Origin of the sequence: Paenibacillus sp. CF384, assembly GCF_900106745.1 — a bacterium.
In the GTDB taxonomy this organism is placed as follows: domain Bacteria; phylum Bacillota; class Bacilli; order Paenibacillales; family Paenibacillaceae; genus Paenibacillus_Z.
Window position 1 is genome coordinate 381,727 of record NZ_FNNV01000002.1, and the last position, 16,642, is coordinate 398,368.

The 16,642-nt window shown below is 52.3% G+C and carries 17 protein-coding genes, 16 tRNA genes and 1 rRNA gene; 4 read left to right on the top strand and 30 right to left on the bottom strand.

Translation table 11 applies throughout. The features are described from left to right. Nucleotides 1-11: 11 nt before the first annotated feature. The 3 genes from BLW29_RS07295 to BLW29_RS07305 form a co-directional block, all read right to left on the bottom strand. Nucleotides 12-641, bottom strand: coding sequence for a cyclase family protein (locus tag BLW29_RS07295; protein WP_090977752.1), 630 nt, complete (start codon nt 639-641; stop codon nt 12-14). 32 nt (nt 642-673) lie between these two features. Continuing rightward, a complete protein-coding gene (zwf, locus tag BLW29_RS07300; RefSeq protein ID WP_090977754.1) occupies nt 674-2,230 on the bottom strand; it encodes a glucose-6-phosphate dehydrogenase in 1,557 nt (518 codons plus the stop codon). Between the two features lie 123 nt (nt 2,231-2,353). Beyond that, nucleotides 2,354-3,157: a YwmB family TATA-box binding protein gene (locus BLW29_RS07305; protein ID WP_090977756.1), complete on the bottom strand. Its 804-nt coding sequence runs from the start codon at nt 3,155-3,157 to the stop codon at nt 2,354-2,356. A gap of 94 nt (nt 3,158-3,251) precedes the next feature. On the opposite strand from BLW29_RS07305, the gene BLW29_RS07310 reads away from it, so the two are divergent. Together BLW29_RS07310 and fliD are read left to right on the top strand one after the other, a co-directional pair. Continuing rightward, nucleotides 3,252-3,656, top strand: a complete 405-nt coding sequence (locus tag BLW29_RS07310) for a hypothetical protein (RefSeq protein ID WP_090977758.1) — start codon at nt 3,252-3,254, stop codon at nt 3,654-3,656. A gap of 178 nt (nt 3,657-3,834) precedes the next feature. Continuing rightward, a complete protein-coding gene (gene fliD, locus BLW29_RS07315; RefSeq protein WP_090977760.1) occupies nt 3,835-5,157 on the top strand; it encodes a flagellar filament capping protein FliD in 1,323 nt (440 codons plus the stop codon). 97 nt (nt 5,158-5,254) lie between these two features. On the opposite strand, the gene glp is transcribed toward fliD, so the two are convergent. Next, nucleotides 5,255-6,538: a molybdopterin molybdotransferase MoeA gene (gene glp, locus BLW29_RS07320; RefSeq protein ID WP_090977836.1), complete on the bottom strand. Its 1,284-nt coding sequence runs from the start codon at nt 6,536-6,538 to the stop codon at nt 5,255-5,257. A gap of 321 nt (nt 6,539-6,859) precedes the next feature. Here glp and mobB point away from each other — a divergent pair, with 321 nt between their 5' ends. Further along, nucleotides 6,860-7,375, top strand: coding sequence for a molybdopterin-guanine dinucleotide biosynthesis protein B (mobB, locus tag BLW29_RS07325; protein WP_177186519.1), 516 nt, complete (start codon nt 6,860-6,862; stop codon nt 7,373-7,375). Nucleotides 7,376-7,395: 20 nt separating this feature from the next. On the opposite strand, the gene BLW29_RS31365 is transcribed toward mobB, so the two are convergent. The 3 genes from BLW29_RS31365 to BLW29_RS07340 are packed head-to-tail and all read right to left on the bottom strand — an operon-like array spanning nt 7,396 to nt 9,417. Continuing rightward, nucleotides 7,396-7,578, bottom strand: coding sequence for a hypothetical protein (locus BLW29_RS31365; RefSeq protein WP_177186520.1), 183 nt, complete (start codon nt 7,576-7,578; stop codon nt 7,396-7,398). Continuing rightward, entirely contained in the window at nt 7,568-7,888 is a 321-nt protein-coding gene (locus BLW29_RS07335) for an L-rhamnose mutarotase (RefSeq protein ID WP_090977765.1), read from the bottom strand. Before BLW29_RS07335 ends, BLW29_RS31365 begins: the two co-directional genes overlap by 11 nt. Before the next feature lie 14 nt (nt 7,889-7,902). Continuing rightward, nucleotides 7,903-9,417, bottom strand: coding sequence for an L-fucose/L-arabinose isomerase family protein (locus tag BLW29_RS07340; RefSeq protein ID WP_090977766.1), 1,515 nt, complete (start codon nt 9,415-9,417; stop codon nt 7,903-7,905). 162 nt (nt 9,418-9,579) lie between these two features. On the opposite strand from BLW29_RS07340, the gene BLW29_RS07345 reads away from it, so the two are divergent. Next, nucleotides 9,580-10,452 (top strand): AraC family transcriptional regulator, encoded by an 873-nt coding sequence (locus BLW29_RS07345; protein WP_090977768.1) that lies wholly within the window; start codon nt 9,580-9,582, stop codon nt 10,450-10,452. A 73-nt stretch (nt 10,453-10,525) separates the two neighbouring features. Here the strand turns inward: BLW29_RS07345 and BLW29_RS07350 are convergent, their stop codons facing one another. The 23 genes from BLW29_RS07350 to BLW29_RS07460 form a co-directional block, all read right to left on the bottom strand. Continuing rightward, nucleotides 10,526-11,203, bottom strand: coding sequence for a response regulator (locus BLW29_RS07350; protein WP_090977769.1), 678 nt, complete (start codon nt 11,201-11,203; stop codon nt 10,526-10,528). After that, the gene (locus BLW29_RS07355) at nt 11,160-12,305 is read right to left on the bottom strand and encodes a sensor histidine kinase (RefSeq protein WP_256208429.1); all 1,146 of its coding nucleotides are present in this window, start codon (nt 12,303-12,305) and stop codon (nt 11,160-11,162) included. Before BLW29_RS07355 ends, BLW29_RS07350 begins: the two co-directional genes overlap by 44 nt. A 125-nt stretch (nt 12,306-12,430) precedes the next feature. Continuing rightward, a complete protein-coding gene (locus BLW29_RS07360; protein ID WP_090977771.1) occupies nt 12,431-13,120 on the bottom strand; it encodes a PspA/IM30 family protein in 690 nt (229 codons plus the stop codon). Nucleotide 13,121: 1 nt separating this feature from the next. Next, on the bottom strand, nt 13,122-13,592 hold the full coding sequence (locus BLW29_RS07365) for a PspC domain-containing protein (RefSeq protein WP_090977773.1): 471 nt from the start codon (nt 13,590-13,592) through the stop codon (nt 13,122-13,124). Continuing rightward, nucleotides 13,592-14,284 carry a PspA/IM30 family protein gene (locus tag BLW29_RS07370; RefSeq protein WP_090977775.1) on the bottom strand — a complete coding sequence of 231 codons (693 nt, stop codon included), beginning with the start codon at nt 14,282-14,284 and terminating at the stop codon, nt 13,592-13,594. The genes BLW29_RS07365 and BLW29_RS07370 overlap by 1 nt, the downstream gene beginning before the upstream one ends. A 52-nt stretch (nt 14,285-14,336) precedes the next feature. Continuing rightward, nucleotides 14,337-14,630 (bottom strand): LiaF transmembrane domain-containing protein, encoded by a 294-nt coding sequence (locus tag BLW29_RS07375; protein ID WP_090977777.1) that lies wholly within the window; start codon nt 14,628-14,630, stop codon nt 14,337-14,339. Between the two features lie 278 nt (nt 14,631-14,908). Further along, a tRNA-Leu gene (locus BLW29_RS07380) sits at nt 14,909-14,990 on the bottom strand. Nucleotides 14,991-14,997: 7 nt separating this feature from the next. Further along, nucleotides 14,998-15,074: transfer RNA gene (locus BLW29_RS07385), tRNA-Arg, on the bottom strand. 23 nt (nt 15,075-15,097) lie between these two features. Next, nucleotides 15,098-15,171: transfer RNA gene (locus BLW29_RS07390), tRNA-Cys, on the bottom strand. Between the two features lie 8 nt (nt 15,172-15,179). Beyond that, nucleotides 15,180-15,254, bottom strand: a tRNA-Gly gene (locus BLW29_RS07395). A gap of 6 nt (nt 15,255-15,260) precedes the next feature. After that, nucleotides 15,261-15,335: transfer RNA gene (locus BLW29_RS07400), tRNA-Gln, on the bottom strand. Between the two features lie 27 nt (nt 15,336-15,362). After that, nucleotides 15,363-15,438 (bottom strand) — tRNA-His (locus tag BLW29_RS07405). A 16-nt stretch (nt 15,439-15,454) separates the two neighbouring features. Next, a tRNA-Trp gene (locus BLW29_RS07410) sits at nt 15,455-15,528 on the bottom strand. 12 nt (nt 15,529-15,540) lie between these two features. Then, nucleotides 15,541-15,624, bottom strand: a tRNA-Tyr gene (locus tag BLW29_RS07415). 5 nt (nt 15,625-15,629) lie between these two features. Continuing rightward, a tRNA-Thr gene (locus BLW29_RS07420) sits at nt 15,630-15,705 on the bottom strand. Between the two features lie 13 nt (nt 15,706-15,718). Further along, nucleotides 15,719-15,794 (bottom strand) — tRNA-Phe (locus BLW29_RS07425). A 14-nt stretch (nt 15,795-15,808) separates the two neighbouring features. Next, nucleotides 15,809-15,885, bottom strand: a tRNA-Asp gene (locus BLW29_RS07430). A gap of 38 nt (nt 15,886-15,923) precedes the next feature. Then, a tRNA-Met gene (locus BLW29_RS07435) sits at nt 15,924-16,000 on the bottom strand. Nucleotides 16,001-16,030: 30 nt separating this feature from the next. Next, nucleotides 16,031-16,106: transfer RNA gene (locus tag BLW29_RS07440), tRNA-Val, on the bottom strand. Nucleotides 16,107-16,184: 78 nt separating this feature from the next. Then, nucleotides 16,185-16,259, bottom strand: a tRNA-Glu gene (locus BLW29_RS07445). Nucleotides 16,260-16,264: 5 nt separating this feature from the next. Next, a tRNA-Ser gene (locus BLW29_RS07450) sits at nt 16,265-16,355 on the bottom strand. A 7-nt stretch (nt 16,356-16,362) separates the two neighbouring features. Next, nucleotides 16,363-16,438, bottom strand: a tRNA-Asn gene (locus BLW29_RS07455). 116 nt (nt 16,439-16,554) lie between these two features. Beyond that, a 23S ribosomal RNA gene (locus BLW29_RS07460) occupies nt 16,555-16,642 on the bottom strand; the annotation flags it as partial.

Here is a 16,642-nt window from a genome sequence, read left to right on the forward strand (position 1 = left end):
CCCTTCGTCCTTTACATGCCGCCAATCAAGAAAGCCCGGGCAGGAGCTGCGTCCAGCCCCGTAAGCTTAAGCGGCGCAATGGCCATAAAATAGGTGCCGGGAGCGACATCCTTCAGACGCAATCCTTCGACAATAATAACATTATTGCGAAGCAGAGAGCGGTGCGTCGGATATTCCGGCTGTGCGCGCTCGATGCCGAGTGCATCCGTACCCAAACCGCGGATACCGAGCTCAACTAAATACCGAGCGCCGTCTTCACGCAGGAAGACAAAGTTGAAATCAAATGCTTCCGAGAACGAGTTGCGGGTCTTGAACAAAACCCACTCATTACGCTGCAGGTGAAGCGGCTCCAAGTCTGCACGTGTGATGCATGCCTCGCAGTGCGTCAAGTCGACAACGCGCGCATGGCCAATGAGCTGCTCCAGACCGATCGTTTCAATCGCCTCGCCATCTTTCAGCATATGCAGAGGGGCATCTACATGCGTACCGCTGTGAACATTCATATCAAGACGGGATTCGTATACAGCCTGCCCGTTATCATGGTTGGACACATTCGTGATGATCGGCAAGTTCGATGCTTTATCATTAAACACTTGCATCGATGGCTCGACGGTCATCGAAATATCGTAAATTTTAAACATGGTCAACGTCTCCTATACCGCCTTGCATGCAATCACTTCGGTCCGCCAGAGATCCAGATCACGTTATCCTCAGCTTGCCCGTTCACCGGCCACCAATGGAAGCCATCTTGAGCAAGGAGTTCGTCCGTGCTTGCCGGCCCCCATGAACCTGCAGGGTAAAGCTGAAGGTCGGAGCTGTTTTCGCGCCATGCATCTGCGATCCGATCCACGAAGGACCACGCCTGCGCAACCTCATCCCAACGAGTGAAGTAGGTGGATTCGCCGCGAGCCGCATCATAGATAAGGCGCTCGTAAGCTTCCGGCGTATTGATGCCGATCATGCAGCTTTGGCAGAATTCCATCGAAACCGGCTGTACGACGTTGTCGACGCCGGGCTTCTTGGCGTTGATCTTAATATAAATGCCTTCCATCGGATTCACGCGGATGACAAGTAAGTTTGGTGCCAGATCATGACGGCGCGCGAACAGAATATTGTCCGGCACGTTCTTGAATTCGATCACAACCTCAGTTGTTTTCACCGGAAGGCGTTTGCCCGTACGAATATAGAACGGAACACCTGCCCAGCGGAAGTTATCGAGGTACACACGAGCTGCCATATACGTCTCGGTTGTCGACTCCGGATTAACGGAATCCTCTTGGCGATAGCCGCTAAGCGGTTTGTCTTTCGCCGAACCTTCCGCATATTGCCCGCGAATGACATGCTGATTCACTTCGCTTGCCGATGTGAATGGACGCAGCGAACGCAAAGCTTTGACCTTCTCATCGCGGATATCCTCCGGATGCAGCCTGCTTGGCGGCTCCATTGCAATCATCGCAAGCATTTGCATCATATGGTTCTGAACCATATCACGAAGTGCGCCTGACTTATCGTAATAACCGCCGCGCTCTTCCACGCCTACGGTTTCGGATAGCGTGATTTGGACATTAGCGATATGTTTATTGTTCCACAATGGCTCAAAAAATGCGTTCGAGAAACGAAGCACCTCAATGTTTTGCACCATTTCCTTGCCCAAGTAGTGATCGATCCGGTAGATCTCCTCTTCCTTGAACACTTGGCTAAGCTGACTGTTGAGCTTGCGCGCGGATTCGAGATCATAACCGAACGGCTTCTCGATAACAAGCCGGTTCCAGCCTGACGATTCCAGCAGACCGCCGTCACGCAGGTTGAAGGAAACCGGTCCGAACAAATTCGGTGCCAGCGCCAAATAGAACAATCGGTTGCCCGGGATTTTGAACTTCTCATCCAGCCCTTGCGATAAGCGGGCCAGCTCCCGGAATCCATCTACATTATTAATGTCGAGGGACATGTATACAAAATGCTCGGCGAACCGGTTCCATAGCTCGGCATCATCCGATTTGTAACGCGAAAACTCGCTGATCGATTCGTACACGTCAGCTCTGAACTGCTCATTCGTCCGCGGTCTGCGGGCAAGTCCTACTACGGCGAAATCCTCGGCCAGCTTGCCTTCTTTATATAAGCTGAATAGCGCAGGAAATAGTTTCCTACGCGCCAAGTCTCCTGTAGCTCCGAATAAATAATAAACCGCACCCTCTGCGGCAACTGATTCATGTTTGCTCACTTCGGTCATTTCCCTCATTCTCTTATGTATTTTCATACAACGATTGGTAAGATCATGTTATGTAGTTTAGCATATTGAGACCATAGATGCTATTCATGCCATCATAAAAAAAACCAATCGGTTCTCAAACTTCTAGTTATTCGGCAATGAATAATCTCCAGTAATTAAAGGCACTCCGACGATTAATTCCCCTTCTTCTCCCGCTGATGCAGAAGATTCGGCCAACTGTAGATTCACTTTCGCGGACCCGCTTCGCACGCTGCTTTGTAACGCTTCACTGTAATACGTGATGCTTTCAGTATGTCCGTCGTTATACGACTCCATCTCCTTGGCTGCCGCTGTTGCTGCAATTCGCGCAGCACCACCTTCTCGAATCGGTATACCGCGAACCGTAAATCCGCCTTGAATATCAAGTCCCTCCGCCGACTGCTCCACATTGCCGATCATCTCATCCATTGAAGTCCGGCTCGTCCCTACAGCCGCATCCAGCAGCAGTACAAGCTCATACGGCTTATCGGCAGACGATTCGTCTATGCCAGGTTTGGTATGAATCCATAACTTCATATGTCCCGCTTCATTAGAAGCCATGACATCGACAGGTTCATTCCCATCCAAGCTCGCAGCCAATTGAAAACCAAGCGAAGCCGCCAAACGCTCCGCTCCCTTTCGATCGGAAGAACTGTCCCAGCGGAACGTCCAGTGTGCCTGCTCCGCTCCTCCTTCGAATTCACCGCCGCTCCACGCCCAAACTTGCTCAAAATCATGCCGGAGCCGCTCACGTCCAGAGGTTGGAGCTTCTTTGTCATTGGCATAATACGCGCCCCAGAGCCCGGCAGCCAGCAGCACGAGCAGGGCGGTCAGAACGCCCCACTTCGGGGTGCGCTTGGGACGCCGCAAGCTTGGGACGATGTTGTCCTCGGAATGGGAAACGACCATATCATTTCACTCCTCGTTAGGTAAATAACCATACGCTTATGCCTGTAGGTGAATAGACTGTATCCAAGAACCCAGGGGGAGGTATCAACTACAAGTGGATCAAATTTACCCGCTCCATGAGGATCATATAAAGAACTTTTGCGGCATGGCCGTTTGCGCCGTTACGCATGATGGTCAACGACATTACGGAATTCTTAGTCGTTGTCATGGCGGCAAGCTGATGTTCAATGAACAAGCAGGCGCTCTAAAGCATGTCAGCTCGCAAGCACAACCGCCTGAGCAGAGCAAAGTGACGAATTCGAAGGTAAAAAGCAAGAAAGGCAGCAAAAAAGCGGTAACGGAAGCTAAACCGAAGGAAGCCGCGCAAACGCAGGCTTACTATCCGTATGATCCGTATTATGGCGATCCCTACTATGGCTACGGTTATGGCTACTCGCCATTCGGAGCGGCATTCGCCATTGATTTGGCGTCCCTTGCTTTCCTTTTTCTACTCCTATAACGTTGGCCGTCAAAGCCCGAAGCCTGGTGTGGTATGCTGCGAGGTAAGGGCTTTTTGTCTGCCGACAGCTTGTCCGATAGGAGCGAAAATATCTTTGCTGAAGACCGCTAACAATCATCGACAAATTGGAAATATTTATTTAAAATAAACGTATCAGACATGATCGGAGGGCATTAATATGGTTATGCCGTATGCTATACCCGCTGTATTCGGAACCGTGCGCAGGACGCAAGAGCCCATCATTCCTGTAGAACGGTATGCGCTGTACCCGAATTTCAATTCATGGCCCTTCGCACGTCAACAACAGAAGGCTCCGGCCGGTTCTGGAAATTTGCTCGGATCGATTGGCAGCTTCGGTATGCCAAGACAAGCTCAAGATACGTTGAAGGCTGCAGCAGGAAGCTCAGCTGCATGGCTGGCTCAAGGAAACAAGCTTAAAGCGGCTGTCACGGACATGATGCTGAAGGATAAGACTGCTTTTGGCAATCGAATTGTGGCGGTATCGAACAGCGTGGATAACGGTAAAGTGGCGGGCCATGCGGCTTTCGGTGCAGAACGCACCTCTTATGATATTCAAGTTGTTTCCGTGGCGCAGGCTCAGAAGAACATAAGCTTCGACTTAACCAAGAATGCCCCTTCCATCATGAGTGCAGGCACACATACCTTCACCATCCAAGCAGGGAACGAAGTGAAAACCTACACTGCTTTCATTAAGCCCGGAGAGACGAATGACAACGCGCTCGGCAAGCTTCGCGATACCATCAACAGTGTCAAGCTCGGGGTGACCGCTTTCGTACGGGAGGATCGGACAACCGGTACCGTGAAACTGGAGCTTGCCTCGGATCACACCGGTAAGAAGTCTTCTTTTGAGATTAAAGATCTGCAAGGAGATCTGGTTGCAGCCAGCGGGATTGGACGTACGGCTGTGAATGCAGCAGACGCAAGGTATCGGATAAATGGTGAATCTTACATTGATTCGTCGTCGAATGACATTTCCCTGCAACAAGGGAAAGTAACCGTATCGCTCGCGAAGCTGGATGCCCCGGCAGATTTCACAATCTTCGTGGAGCATGACGTAGAAGCGGTTGCCAAGCAGCTCAGCGGAATTGTCGATGAGATCAATACCCTTCAATCCATCTATGAAGATGCGTCAGGCTACTTAAACCCGATGCTGCGGAACCGTATCGAAGATGCTGTTCAGAGCTCCGGCGCTGACGTTATCGGCTTATCCCGTAATGGTGATGGCCGTTTAAAGCTGGATCAGGAGAAGCTCGAGACCGCGATGCAGGCGAAGCCCGATGAGGTGAAACGGCTCCTATCGGGCAGAAGCAGCCTAACCTCACGCTTGAAAGAAGCGCTTGATCGATTTACGGGACTACCGACCGAAGCCTTGATTAGTTCGAAGGCCGGCGGGTTTCAGTCTTTTACGCTCTACGGCGCTTCATCGAAGTCGTACCTGCAGCTGCCGCTTGGCGGACTGTACGTGAACTCGTTTATGTAAAATAGTAAACCCGCCGGTTGGAGCCGACTTTGATGTCGCGGCTTCAACAAGGCGGGTTTTGTTAGTTGTGGAGGAGAAAGGCGATGAAGTCGTCTGCCTAGAGTAGAATGATGTCGACGATGGTATCGGCCGCTGCTCCTTCCGGACTCGCCTTCAGACGAATGAGTCCGTCGGCATCCGGGATGGAGGCCATCATGCTCGATTTGCTGAAAGCGAGCGGATCTGCGAAGAGCATCCCATCACGGGAGATTAGCCGCGTGCGCACGAAGCGCTCGTGCGGGCTGCCTTTGTCAAAAGGAGACGCTAGCTTGGCCGTTACCTGCTTCGGCAGCGATTCATTAACGCCCGCTCCCTGCAGGCGCTGTATCGCCGGCTTGGCGAACAGCTCAAAGCCGACGAAGCACGCGCCGGGATTGCCCGACAGCGCAAGCAGCAGCTTGCCCTCCATGAGGGCTGCCGAGGTCGGACTGCCGGGCCGCATGGCCACTTTGTTGAACAGCAGCCGCGATGCCTGCGGAAGCTTGGCCTCTATAGGGGCAGGCGAATCCACAGCTGGGAACGCTGGCGATTCGGCCGCTCCGTCGCTTGGTTCTAAACCGCGAAGCAGGCTCGCGATGACATCATAATCCCCAACCGACACGCCGCCGGTGGTGATGATGAGTTCACTCTGCGCCAGCGCTTCTGCAATCGCGCGAGCCGTAGCTTCCGGCTCGTCCGGCACGCGGCGCAGCACCAGCGCTTCGCCGCCGCATTGTTCCACCAATGCGGCGACCATCGCGCTGTTGCTGTCGCGGATGCAGCCCGGCGCGAGCGCTGCCTCAACCGGCAGCAGCTCTGCGCCGGTTGCCAGTACCGCGACGCGCGGGCGCGCATACACCGGCACGTCGGCGTAGCCAAACGTGCCGAGCAGCGCGACGTGGCCCGGCCGCAGCCGCGTGCCGGGCTCCGCAATCACGCTGCCGCAGCGAAACTCCTCGCCGCGGGGCGCGATGTTCTGCCCGGGCTCGGCGGCGCGTTTCACGTGCACCGCCGGCAGCCCGTCAACGAGGGCGTCCGCCGTCTGCTCCAGCATGACGACGGCATCCGCCCCCAAGGGCACCGGTCCGCCCGTCATAATGCGGACGGCCGTCCCCGGTGCAACAGCCGCCGAGGCGAGCTCGCCCGCGGCAACTGAACTGACAACGCGCAGCGTCGCCGGTGTACTCGGCGACGCCAGCGTCGTATCCGCGCTGCGGACGGCGAAGCCGTCCAGTCCGGATCGCGCAAAAGGCGGCCAGTCCGTCGTCGCCGTAATCGCCTCCGCTAGCCGCCGACCCGCGGCTTGCCGCAGCGGTACAAGCTCTCGCCGCCCCGGTACAGCCGCCTCAAGCACGAGCCGCATTGCTTCCTCTACTTTGACTGCGCGTCTACGATAACGCGCCTCTCCCTGCGGCTGCTTCACGTATGCTTCTCCTCCACTCAATCTCTCTATATCGTCTTGTTTATCTCTAGCAATGGATTTGTCCTGTTCTGTCTGTCCTGTCCTGTTCTCTATGTTCTGTCTGTCCTGTTCTGTCTGTTCTGTTCTGTCCTGTCCTGTCTCCACCACTCTCTTATCCCACCATTGTATCAGAATGTGGCAAATCCGCGATACGCTTATGCTATACTCGAATCAACTTATACACGTCGCTGGATGTCCAATCCGAAACAAGGAGCAACTCTCATGACCTCTCATTCCGATACGCCTAGCCGTTCCGTCCCATTCGTCCTCCAAGTCGTCGGCTACAAAAACAGCGGCAAAACCACCATGATCACCGCGCTCACGAAGCTGTTCAAACAAGCAGGCTGCACCGTGGGTACCGCTAAGCATGACGCCCACGATTTCACGATGGATACACCGGGAACGGATACATGGCGGCATCAAGAATCCGGCGCAGACATTACCGCGATCAGTTCTTCTTCCCGCAGTGCCGTCATCAGCGCGCGCCCAGAGCCGCTTTCCGCCCTGCTTACCCATATGCAGCATGTGGATATCGTGCTTGTCGAAGGCTTTAAGCAGGAGCATTATCCCAAGCTGATCCTTCTCCGCTCACCGGAGGACGAGTCCTTGCTTTCACTGACGAATCCCATTATGACGGCAGTCTGGCCACAGGCCAAAGCTCTCTCATTACCCTCAATCCCACACTACGATATTAACGATATCCCGGCCATTTATAATCATCTGCTCACCCTCCTCTAAAAAAAAAACTGCTCCGAAAGTCATCCTGACTCTCGGAACAGCCGCTCTTGCTCTTGCCCTTGCCCTTGCTCTTGCTCTTGCCCTTGCCCTTGCTCTTGCTCTTGCTCTTGCTCTTGCTCTTGCTCTTGCTCTTGCTCTTGCTCTTGCTCTTGCTCTTGCCCTCGCCCTCGCCCTTTCCCGACAACTCCCGCTCTACCCTTCATCCCCTGAATAATGAAACACCTCAGCTATCTCCCGCACAATGTTCCCGTCCTCATGCTTGACCAACAAATCCGCCATAAACTGCTGCCATCGAACGTTCGCCGGATGGGTGCTCAGCGTCTGCATCGCCTGCTCGAAATCTTCTACCTCCATATAGGCAAACAGCTTGCCGCCATCGATAAAAATACTATAAGTTCGAATGCCAACCTCTCCAAAAGCCTTCAGCAGCTCCGGATCGACGTTCCGATGCCGTTCTATATACGCCTCGCGATTGCGCTCATCGATTTGCAGAACAAAAGAAACTCGTTGCATCGTCGCTCACTCCCTTAATTGTTTTTGCACAATGTCACATGACGCAGCTGCAGCAGCTCCGATACTTTCTTGAACTGAGCCGCTTGATTCCCAACCGCAATGGCGCAATGATGTGTCGGCGCTTCGGCAAACCATTTCTCCATATACTCATCCGGATGAAGATCAAATTTCACATGCGTCTGAGTATTGCCGATTTGCATGATCTCCCCGTTTGTGGCCTGACCTTCGCTCGCAATCATCGCAAGCTTCCCGTCCCCGGTCTGAGTCACATTCAGCGTTGTAATGGAGCCCCGCTTCACTTTCGCTTCAACAGAAACCCCAGTCCCCTTCTTCCCATGGTACAAGCCCATCCCGCGCAATATCGGCTTCTCGCTGGCGATTGCAATATGGAACGGCCCATCATGTCCGAGCAAAATCGTTTCATCCTCATAATCGACCACGACAATTTCAGAGAAGCTTCCACCTGTCCCGAGAATGTCGCATATTTTCATTCCGACAGCCGTTTTCATATCCCCTTCGCCTGAGCATGGGATACCACGTGCGGTTAACAGGGAGTGACCCACAATAAAACCAGCCTGCAGCATCTCGTATTCATTCCCGTCTTGACCATGATAATAATAAGTGAGCGCATCCAGATCATAGGCACGTACCAGCTTCTCCTGCGCAACCGCCACCTTCGCGGACCATTCCAGCTGTTCCTGTGTCGGCTTCTTGGCAATCGGATCAGAAGGGGAGTCCCCGCTAATCTCGAACATTTCCACCACTTCAACGAGCTTCGTTTCGATCTCTTCCTGCGTCACTTCCTTCACGAACCGGTCGAGATCGCACATCTCCAGCACTTCCACATGAAGCCCAAGCTGAGCTTGGAGCATCGCAAAATCGCTGTACATATCAAGCATCCCGCTGTACGTATTGCCGAGGAAACCAAATCTTGCATGGCGCAGTGTCCGAACAACACCAGCCGCTTTAATCCATTCTTCAATTTCCCTCATTGCCCTTACAGCCTCTGGACGGTCAACGGTCACCTCATCCGTCAATGAAATCGCAGGCGTATAATCGAGCCCCAGCAACCCATTAATAACGCGAAAACGGATGCCCGCACGATTAAATGCATTCGATATCTCAGGAACCGGACAAGCCACGCAGTGCGCCAGCCATTCACCTGTCGTCGACTTTGCATAATTGATTCGGGCGGTCGGCTGCAAATTCAACACAATTACAGGCTTGCTGCAGAACTGATGTACCGGCAGTACCGTCGAACTCGTAGAATAGGTAGCCACATGGCAGAAAACAAGATCAACGTTCTTCTCATTGAACCATTCTCCCGCCTGCCTCCCCTTGCCTTCCGAATCGACTAGTCCGAAATTATAGATCTCGCCATACCGAGACATCTTGTTCTCCAAATGACTGCCATACTCCATGAGCCGCTCGCGAAGTCCGGGGAACTGCGGCCAGTAAGCTTCCAAACCAATCGAGTACAAGCCGATGCGAGGCTTCTTTGCCGGCTTGATAGGCGTGAGCAGAGACAATGTCGGTTCCTCCCCTATCTAAATAATAGATTTATACCCTCATTGTAATCGCTATGATTCAAACTAACATCGCGCGATCTTGCTTCAAAATAACAGAATATTGCTATCTGCTCTGAAGCATCGGATAATAAGGACAATCCCCTTTGAAGGAGGAAGTTGCATTTGCCACAATATACGGAGAATGCCTCGCATAGCTGGACTCCGGATTCCGTGCGTCTTATTACTTCGCCAAGCGTTGCAGCCCGTTCAGCGCTTATGTATGTGCAGGAAGCCGGCTATTTCTGGACGCATCCGCCTTATTTTACAGAACGTCAGCATCTGCCTTCCTATCTGCTTGTTTACACCGTCTCCGGAGAGGGACGACTCGAATATGGCGGGCAAACTTACAGCTTAACGGCCGACTCGCTATTCTTCATCGACTGCATGGAACATCAGCATTATCGGACGGCCGAGCAGGATCATTGGGAGTTCGCCTGGGTTCATTTCTATGGCGGTGCCAGTAAACATTATTACGAGCTGTATGCCCAGCAAGGTGATCCCCGTCTGCAACTCCAACCGCAATCACCTCTACTCGATCACATCCAAGCCCTTATCCCTATTCACGAGAATAAAACCATCCATACAGAGCTTCTAGCCGCCAAGCTTCTGACTGAATTAGCAACCGAGCTGATTCTGTCCGCTCATGTCCGAAATTCCGATTCCGATACCATGCCGGCCTATATAGCCGATGCCGTACGGGAGATGGAGCGTCGCTACTCAGAACGACTTCGGATGGATCCCTTGGCAAGGTCACTAGCCGTGAGCAAATACCATTTCACCCGTGAGTTCAAGAAGCATATCGGGATGTCCCCTAATGACTACCTGATCTATCTCCGTATCGTGAAGGCCAAAGAGCTGCTCCAATATACCACGCAATCCATCGCAGCAATCGCCGATGAAATCGGCTTCGACAATGTCAGCCATTTTATCAATCTGTTCAAGGCACGCGAAGGTTTGACCCCCTTCGCCTTTCGCAAGAAGTGGAGATCGTTATGACATTCCATCATACCGCCAAGCCAAAAAAAGGCCGTTTCCTCAAATTCGGGAAACGGCCTTCCATCTATACGTTCTACTCCGCCAAACCATGCTTATGCGCATAAATTGCCGCCTGCGTCCGATCATCCACGCTAAGCTTTGCAAAAATATTCGTGACGTGGAACTTCACCGTCTTGATCCCGATGAACAGCTCCTCGGCGATCTCTTGGTTTGATAAGCCTTTCGACACGCATTTCAACACGTCCATCTCCCGGTCTGTCAGCTGATCATGAAGCGGACGTACCGCTTCTGCCTTAGGCTGACGGAATCGGTTCATCATCTTCGCAGCGACCTGGGATTCCAGCACGGATTGCCCTCTTGCTGCAGCGCGTATTGCATCTGCAATTTCATTCGCACGGGAAGTTTTGAGCAAATAGCTGAACGCGCCTGCTTCGATGACCGGATACATTTTACCGTCATCCAAGTAGCTGGTGAGCACGATTACTTTGCAGTCTGGATAGAGCTCCAGGAGCTTGCGGGTCGTTTCGACGCCGTCCATGCCCTCCATAACCAAATCCATCAATACGACATCCGGCCGATACGCTTGCGCCAGGCGGATTCCTTCCATCCCGTTGCTTGCTTCCCCTACGACCTCAATGCCGTCCTCTGTATTCAGTACAGCCGCAAGTCCGATGCGAACCATCTCATGATCGTCCACAAGCAATACTTTAATAGGTTGTTCGATGCTGTCCATTCGTTCGATCGCTTCCATTCGGTGATATTCCTCCTCCATCATGCCCAGCCGCAGGCACCCATATGTCTATTAATACGCCATTTCCCGGTGAAGTTATTAATTTCAACGAGCCCCCGAGCACATTGACGCGTTCCTCCATCGTCAATAATCCATAGGAGGTCTGCTTCTTCTCCTCCAGGTTAAAGCCGGTTCCATCATCCTGCAGCGTCAACCGAACGTAAGCTCCCGCATGCTGCAGATAGATATTGAGGTGCTCTGCCTTGGAGTGACGCAGTGTATTGGATAGCGCCTCCTGCGCGATACGGAACAAATGGTCTTCCGCTTCCGTATCCAGCTTGATCGTCGGATCCGCCTCCAACGTAATCACCATCGGCACCTTCTGTTTCAGCTCGTCTATTAAACTGTGCAGAGCTTGACCCAAGTTTTTACCGTCCAAATGAATCGGCCGCAAGTGAAGCAGCAAGGCACGCATTTCCGATTGCGCTACAGATGCCATCTCCTCGATGAGCTGCACTTGGCGTTTAGCACGCTCCCAGTCCTTCTCCATCGTCCGGCTGACCGCTGTTGCCGTCATGGAGATGGCGAAGAGCTGCTGGCTTACCGCATCATGGAGCTCGCGTGCAAGACGCTGCCGCTCCTCAATGACAGCGGAGAACCGAACTTGCTCCGTCCAGGCTTCATCCTCTTCCGAGAAGGATTCAGGCGCCTGCGCCTGCCCTTCTTGGTCAGGCAATGTCACGCGTTGACGTTTGCGGCGCTGCTGCTCCGTGAGCCGTTTCATCGCCTCTCGTAGCTTCACGCTTTGCAAGTAACTGTACGCGGTAGCCAGCACCAGTGAGAGGGCAATGACCGTCAGTCCGATGAGCGCTGCTTTACTTTGCAGGGCAAACAGCTTCACATAACCGGTTCCTTGCAGAACCAGTACGATTAAGCCGAGAATAACGAGTATCCACAATACAGTCTCTGCTGCATTCCTTCGCTTCTCCGTTTGCATGGATGAAGGCCGCCCTTCATTTCGATACACCGGAAACATGTTGTCTTGTGCTGCCGGTGCTGTCAACGACCTTGAAGACCGTTCCTTCTCAGCCTCCGATCTCGGCGAAGACGCTTCTTCCTTCACTGTGCGGTACCCCCTCATCTATGTATAACCGCAGACAAGCCAGTGGTCGATGCCTGAATAGCGCATCGACCATGTATGGCTTGTTTGTAGCTTTTGTCGTTTATTGGGAATGCTTTGGATCCGCCTTACTCGCCGGAAGGCGGGTTCAGCTTGCTCTTGAGCGCTTGCAGCTGCTCTTCGATTTGAAGCTGCTTAGCAGGGTCTACAGAGCCTGCAGCAGCCGCTGGTGCATTGTAAGTGCCGTATGGAACGCGCATGACATCTGCTTCAGCTTCCAATTGCATAATCTTCTCTTCCATCCGGCTAAAGCCGCGTGATGCGTGGCCGCTCTCGATGGAGTGTACAGCAGATACTTGCGCCATTTGTTTCTTCGCCTTCGCCATTTGGGCACGGGCAGCCAGCTCATTGCGTTTGTTGCGAAGCTGGTAGTATTCATCTTTCATGCTGTGCAGCTGTGTCATGAGATCATCCGCTTGCGTTTTCGCGCTTGCATGCATCTCCGTGTATTCCGCTGTTTTCTGATCGAAGAAGATTTTCTCCTCAAGCAGCTTGCGTGCCAATTCCTCTTGACCTGCACGAAGGGCAGTCTCTGCTTTCGCTTCACGGTCTACACCGCTGCGAACCGCTTCATCTAGACGCTGCTTCATGCGGCGCTCGCTTGCCATTTGTTTCGCTACTGTAAGCTCAGCTGTATGGATCTCAGCCTCCATATCGCGTAAGTACTGATTGAGCATCACAACCGGATCTTCCATTTTATCAAGCAGCTCATGCAGCGATGCCTTCGTCATATCTTTCATTCTTTTGAAAATACTCATGTTAAAACTCTCCCTTCTCATGTTTCGCTAATTTAGCACGAAGCTCTTCAATTTCTTTGCGCAATGCACGTTTCTCCAAATCTTCCATCATGGCATCTATATTAGAAGCCGACTGTGCCGGCGGCGACTGCCAATTCGCTCCGCCCGAGGTTGGTGGCTGAGGCGGGTTGTTGTACGAGCTTTTATAACCAAAACCTTGATCCTGTCCCGAGTAATGGTTGCCCTGCGGCCCGTTATTCCAATTGCTTCCGCCAGGATATCCACCCGGCCCATATCCGCCATAATGGTACGGATCTTTCGGAACAACTAATCCAGCCAGAATATAGACAAGAATTAATGCACCGCTTGTAAAGACGGTCACCACGATCAGAAGAATCCGCAGCAGCGTCGCATCAACATTCAGCATTTCGGCTAGACCGCCGCATAAGCCAAAGAGCTTCTTGTCGCGGCGCGAACGATACAGTTTCTTCATTACGGCTTCCATCCTTCCTGTTGTAATTTGCGTTTCAATTGCTCCATCTCACGTTCGATCACGTTCTGCAGCGTATGTCCCGCTTCGGTAATAAACTCTTGCCCTGCTTTGCGTAGATCACGCAAGCTGCGAGCTTCCAGCTCCATATCTGAGATTCGATCTTCCAGCTTGCGGAACATCCCGCTTGGCTGTTGTCCGGCCGAACCGTATGTGCTGCTGCCTGTATAACGCTCATTCATGCGCTGCTGTAAGCGAAGCGACTCCATCCGTGCGGCAAAATACTCGCGCTTCTCATACACGGTTTGATACTCGCTGCGCAGCTCGCGCAGCTGTTCTTCCAATTCTCTCGTACCTTGCAGCGATTGATCATAGAGCTCACGATACTGCATCGCACGTTCCTCGCTGGACGCTTTCTCCATCAATGCGATGCGAGCAACTTGCTCCTCGCCGGCTTTCAGCGCGATAATGGCTTGCTGCTCCCGCTTTTCTTTCAACTGCTCGGCTTGCAGCCATTGCATTTTCAAATGATTATTATGACCGGCGCATTGCTGATAAAGCTTCTCTGCCCCGATAATCTCTTCTCTTGTCGACCAGAGAAACTGATCGATCAGCTTTACGGGATCTTCCGCTTTCTCAAGACGCTCATTCAGCGTCGCAACCGTCATATCCCGCACTCTCCGCATGATACTCATCGTTCTTGCCTCCTTCGTCCACTGCTATAAATTAATCGTTGTCGTTCATCCGTTAGATACTTTTTCTACGATTCTTGAATAAGGAGACGCCCCATACGATAAGTCCGACTGCGAGCAGCAGCGCGAACAACCCTGCTAATTTGCCAATCAGCATAATAGCTCCGACTACGATAAGAATACCGCCGATGATTTTGCTGTTATTACGAATACCTACCACGCCAAGACCGATCAAGATGAATGGCATGAGTAGACTGATAATCCATCCAAGATTAATGCCGATAAACTTCATGACAATCAATGCACCAATCACGACTAGAATTGCACCTAATGCAGATTTTCCGTTCATTGTTTGTGTCACCGCCTCTCATTGTTTAGATACTGTTACTTCTCTTTACGCCTTGCTTTGCTCTTGTGTTTCGTTTCTTGCTTATGTTCCTATTGTAGGTTGTTTGCAGACATTCCAAAACGGACCCGCGACGGTTTTTGTTACTGGACCTCAGGCGGGGAACACGCCAACCTTAAGGCTGAAAGACCAACCAGACCCATTGTCCGATATTGTTATTACGCACATAAACAACAAAAAACCTGTAAGATCATTGATCCTACAGGTTGTCTTATTCATGATGGTGCCGGCGAGAGGACTCGAACCTCCACGGTTTCCCTCACGATTTTGAGTCGCGCGCGTCTGCCATTCCGCCACGCCGGCAAATTGATGGCGCGCCCTAAGAGATTCGAACTCCTGACCTTTTGATTCGTAGTCAAACGCTCTATCCAGCTGAGCTAAGGGCGCAAAATATTAAGTTTGAAAAATTGTGGAGGCGCCACCCAGACTCGAACTGGGGGTAAAGCTTTTGCAGAGCTCTGCCTTACCACTTGGCTATGGCGCCATAAAAGATGGAGCGGAAGACGGGAATCGAACCCGCGACCCTCGCCTTGGCAAGGCGATGCTCTACCGCTGAGCCACTTCCGCGTAAAATGGCTGGGGATCTAGGATTCGAACCTAGGGATGACGGAGTCAAAGTCCGTTGCCTTACCGCTTGGCTAATCCCCAACGCATAAGTATTCTTTGTAGTTGATATGGGGCGACCGATGGGAATTGAACCCACGAATGCCGGATCCACAAACCGGTGCGTTAACCACTTCGCCACGATCGCCATACAACTAATTAATTGGCAGGGGCAGCAGGAATTGAACCCACACCAACGGTTTTGGAGACCGTTGTTCTACCCTTAAACTATGCCCCTAAGATAAGAAAGTGGTGGAGGATGATGGATTCGAACCACCGAACCGTGAGGAAGAGATTTACAGTCTCCCGCGTTTGGCCACTTCGCTAATCCTCCAAAAATGGTGCCGGCGATAGGAGTCGAACCCACGACCTACTGATTACAAGTCAGTTGCTCTACCAACTGAGCTACACCGGCATATGAACTTAAATGGTGGCTCGGGACGGAATCGAACCGCCGACACGAGGATTTTCAGTCCTCTGCTCTACCGACTGAGCTACCGAGCCGAACTTTGAAGAAATGGCGGAGCCGACGGGATTCGAACCCGCGGTCTCCTGCGTGACAGGCAGGCATGTTGGGCCACTACACCACGGCTCCGCGTTATTAAATGCTCGGTATGTACTACCGAATTGTTTTGGTTGCGGGGGCAGGATTTGAACCTGCGGCCTTCGGGTTATGAGCCCGACGAGCTACCGAGCTGCTCCACCCCGCGTCATTAAAAGGTACTTCTTATGAAGTTAAATGGTGGAGGCTGACGGGATCGAACCGCCGACCCTCTGCTTGTAAGGCAGATGCTCTCCCAGCTGAGCTAAGCCTCCGTGCTGAGCGACAAGTAATACTATAACTCATTTACTTGTGTCATTGCAAGTCTTTTTTTGAAGAATTTTTGTAGAAAATGGTGACCCGTAGGGGACTCGAACCCCTGTTACCTCCGTGAAAGGGAGGTGTCTTAACCACTTGACCAACGGGCCTAATCTGGCGGAGAGCGAGAGATTCGAACTCTCGAGACGCGGTTAGCGCCTACACGATTTCCAATCGTGCTCCTTCGACCACTCGGACAGCTCTCCAGATGAATGGCTCCCCGAACAGGACTCGAACCTGTGACAACTCGATTAACAGTCGAGTGCTCTACCAACTGAGCTATCAGGGAACAGTGTTATTCAGGAACTTTGTTCAAAGCTTGCGCCTTGAAAACTGGATACGAACCTTTGCGAAGGTCTTGTTTAGCTGATGTTGTCCGAAGTTGAACATCCGAGCGAATGTTCGTAGGATAAGCCCTCGACCGATTAGTATTCGTCAGCTGCATGCATTGCTGCACTTCCACCTCGAACCTATCAACCTGGTCGTCTTCCAG

Excerpts from the sequence above, each read along its gene's own strand:
- BLW29_RS07295 (WP_090977752.1), bottom strand. The coding sequence starts at position 641 with ATGTTTAAAATTTACGATATTTCGATGACCGTCGAGCCATCGATGCAA.
- zwf (WP_090977754.1), bottom strand. The coding sequence starts at position 2,230 with ATGACCGAAGTGAGCAAACATGAATCAGTTGCCGCAGAGGGTGCGGTT.
- BLW29_RS07305 (WP_090977756.1), bottom strand. The coding sequence starts at position 3,157 with ATGGTCGTTTCCCATTCCGAGGACAACATCGTCCCAAGCTTGCGGCGT.
- fliD (WP_090977760.1), top strand. The coding sequence starts at position 3,835 with ATGGTTATGCCGTATGCTATACCCGCTGTATTCGGAACCGTGCGCAGG.
- glp (WP_090977836.1), bottom strand. The coding sequence starts at position 6,538 with ATGCGGCTCGTGCTTGAGGCGGCTGTACCGGGGCGGCGAGAGCTTGTA.
- mobB (WP_177186519.1), top strand. The coding sequence starts at position 6,860 with ATGACCTCTCATTCCGATACGCCTAGCCGTTCCGTCCCATTCGTCCTC.
- BLW29_RS31365 (WP_177186520.1), bottom strand. The coding sequence starts at position 7,578 with ATGAAGGGTAGAGCGGGAGTTGTCGGGAAAGGGCGAGGGCGAGGGCAA.
- BLW29_RS07335 (WP_090977765.1), bottom strand. The coding sequence starts at position 7,888 with ATGCAACGAGTTTCTTTTGTTCTGCAAATCGATGAGCGCAATCGCGAG.
- BLW29_RS07350 (WP_090977769.1), bottom strand. The coding sequence starts at position 11,203 with ATGGAAGCGATCGAACGAATGGACAGCATCGAACAACCTATTAAAGTA.
- BLW29_RS07360 (WP_090977771.1), bottom strand. The coding sequence starts at position 13,120 with ATGAGTATTTTCAAAAGAATGAAAGATATGACGAAGGCATCGCTGCAT.
- BLW29_RS07365 (WP_090977773.1), bottom strand. The coding sequence starts at position 13,592 with ATGAAGAAACTGTATCGTTCGCGCCGCGACAAGAAGCTCTTTGGCTTA.
- BLW29_RS07370 (WP_090977775.1), bottom strand. The coding sequence starts at position 14,284 with ATGAGTATCATGCGGAGAGTGCGGGATATGACGGTTGCGACGCTGAAT.
- BLW29_RS07375 (WP_090977777.1), bottom strand. The coding sequence starts at position 14,630 with ATGAACGGAAAATCTGCATTAGGTGCAATTCTAGTCGTGATTGGTGCA.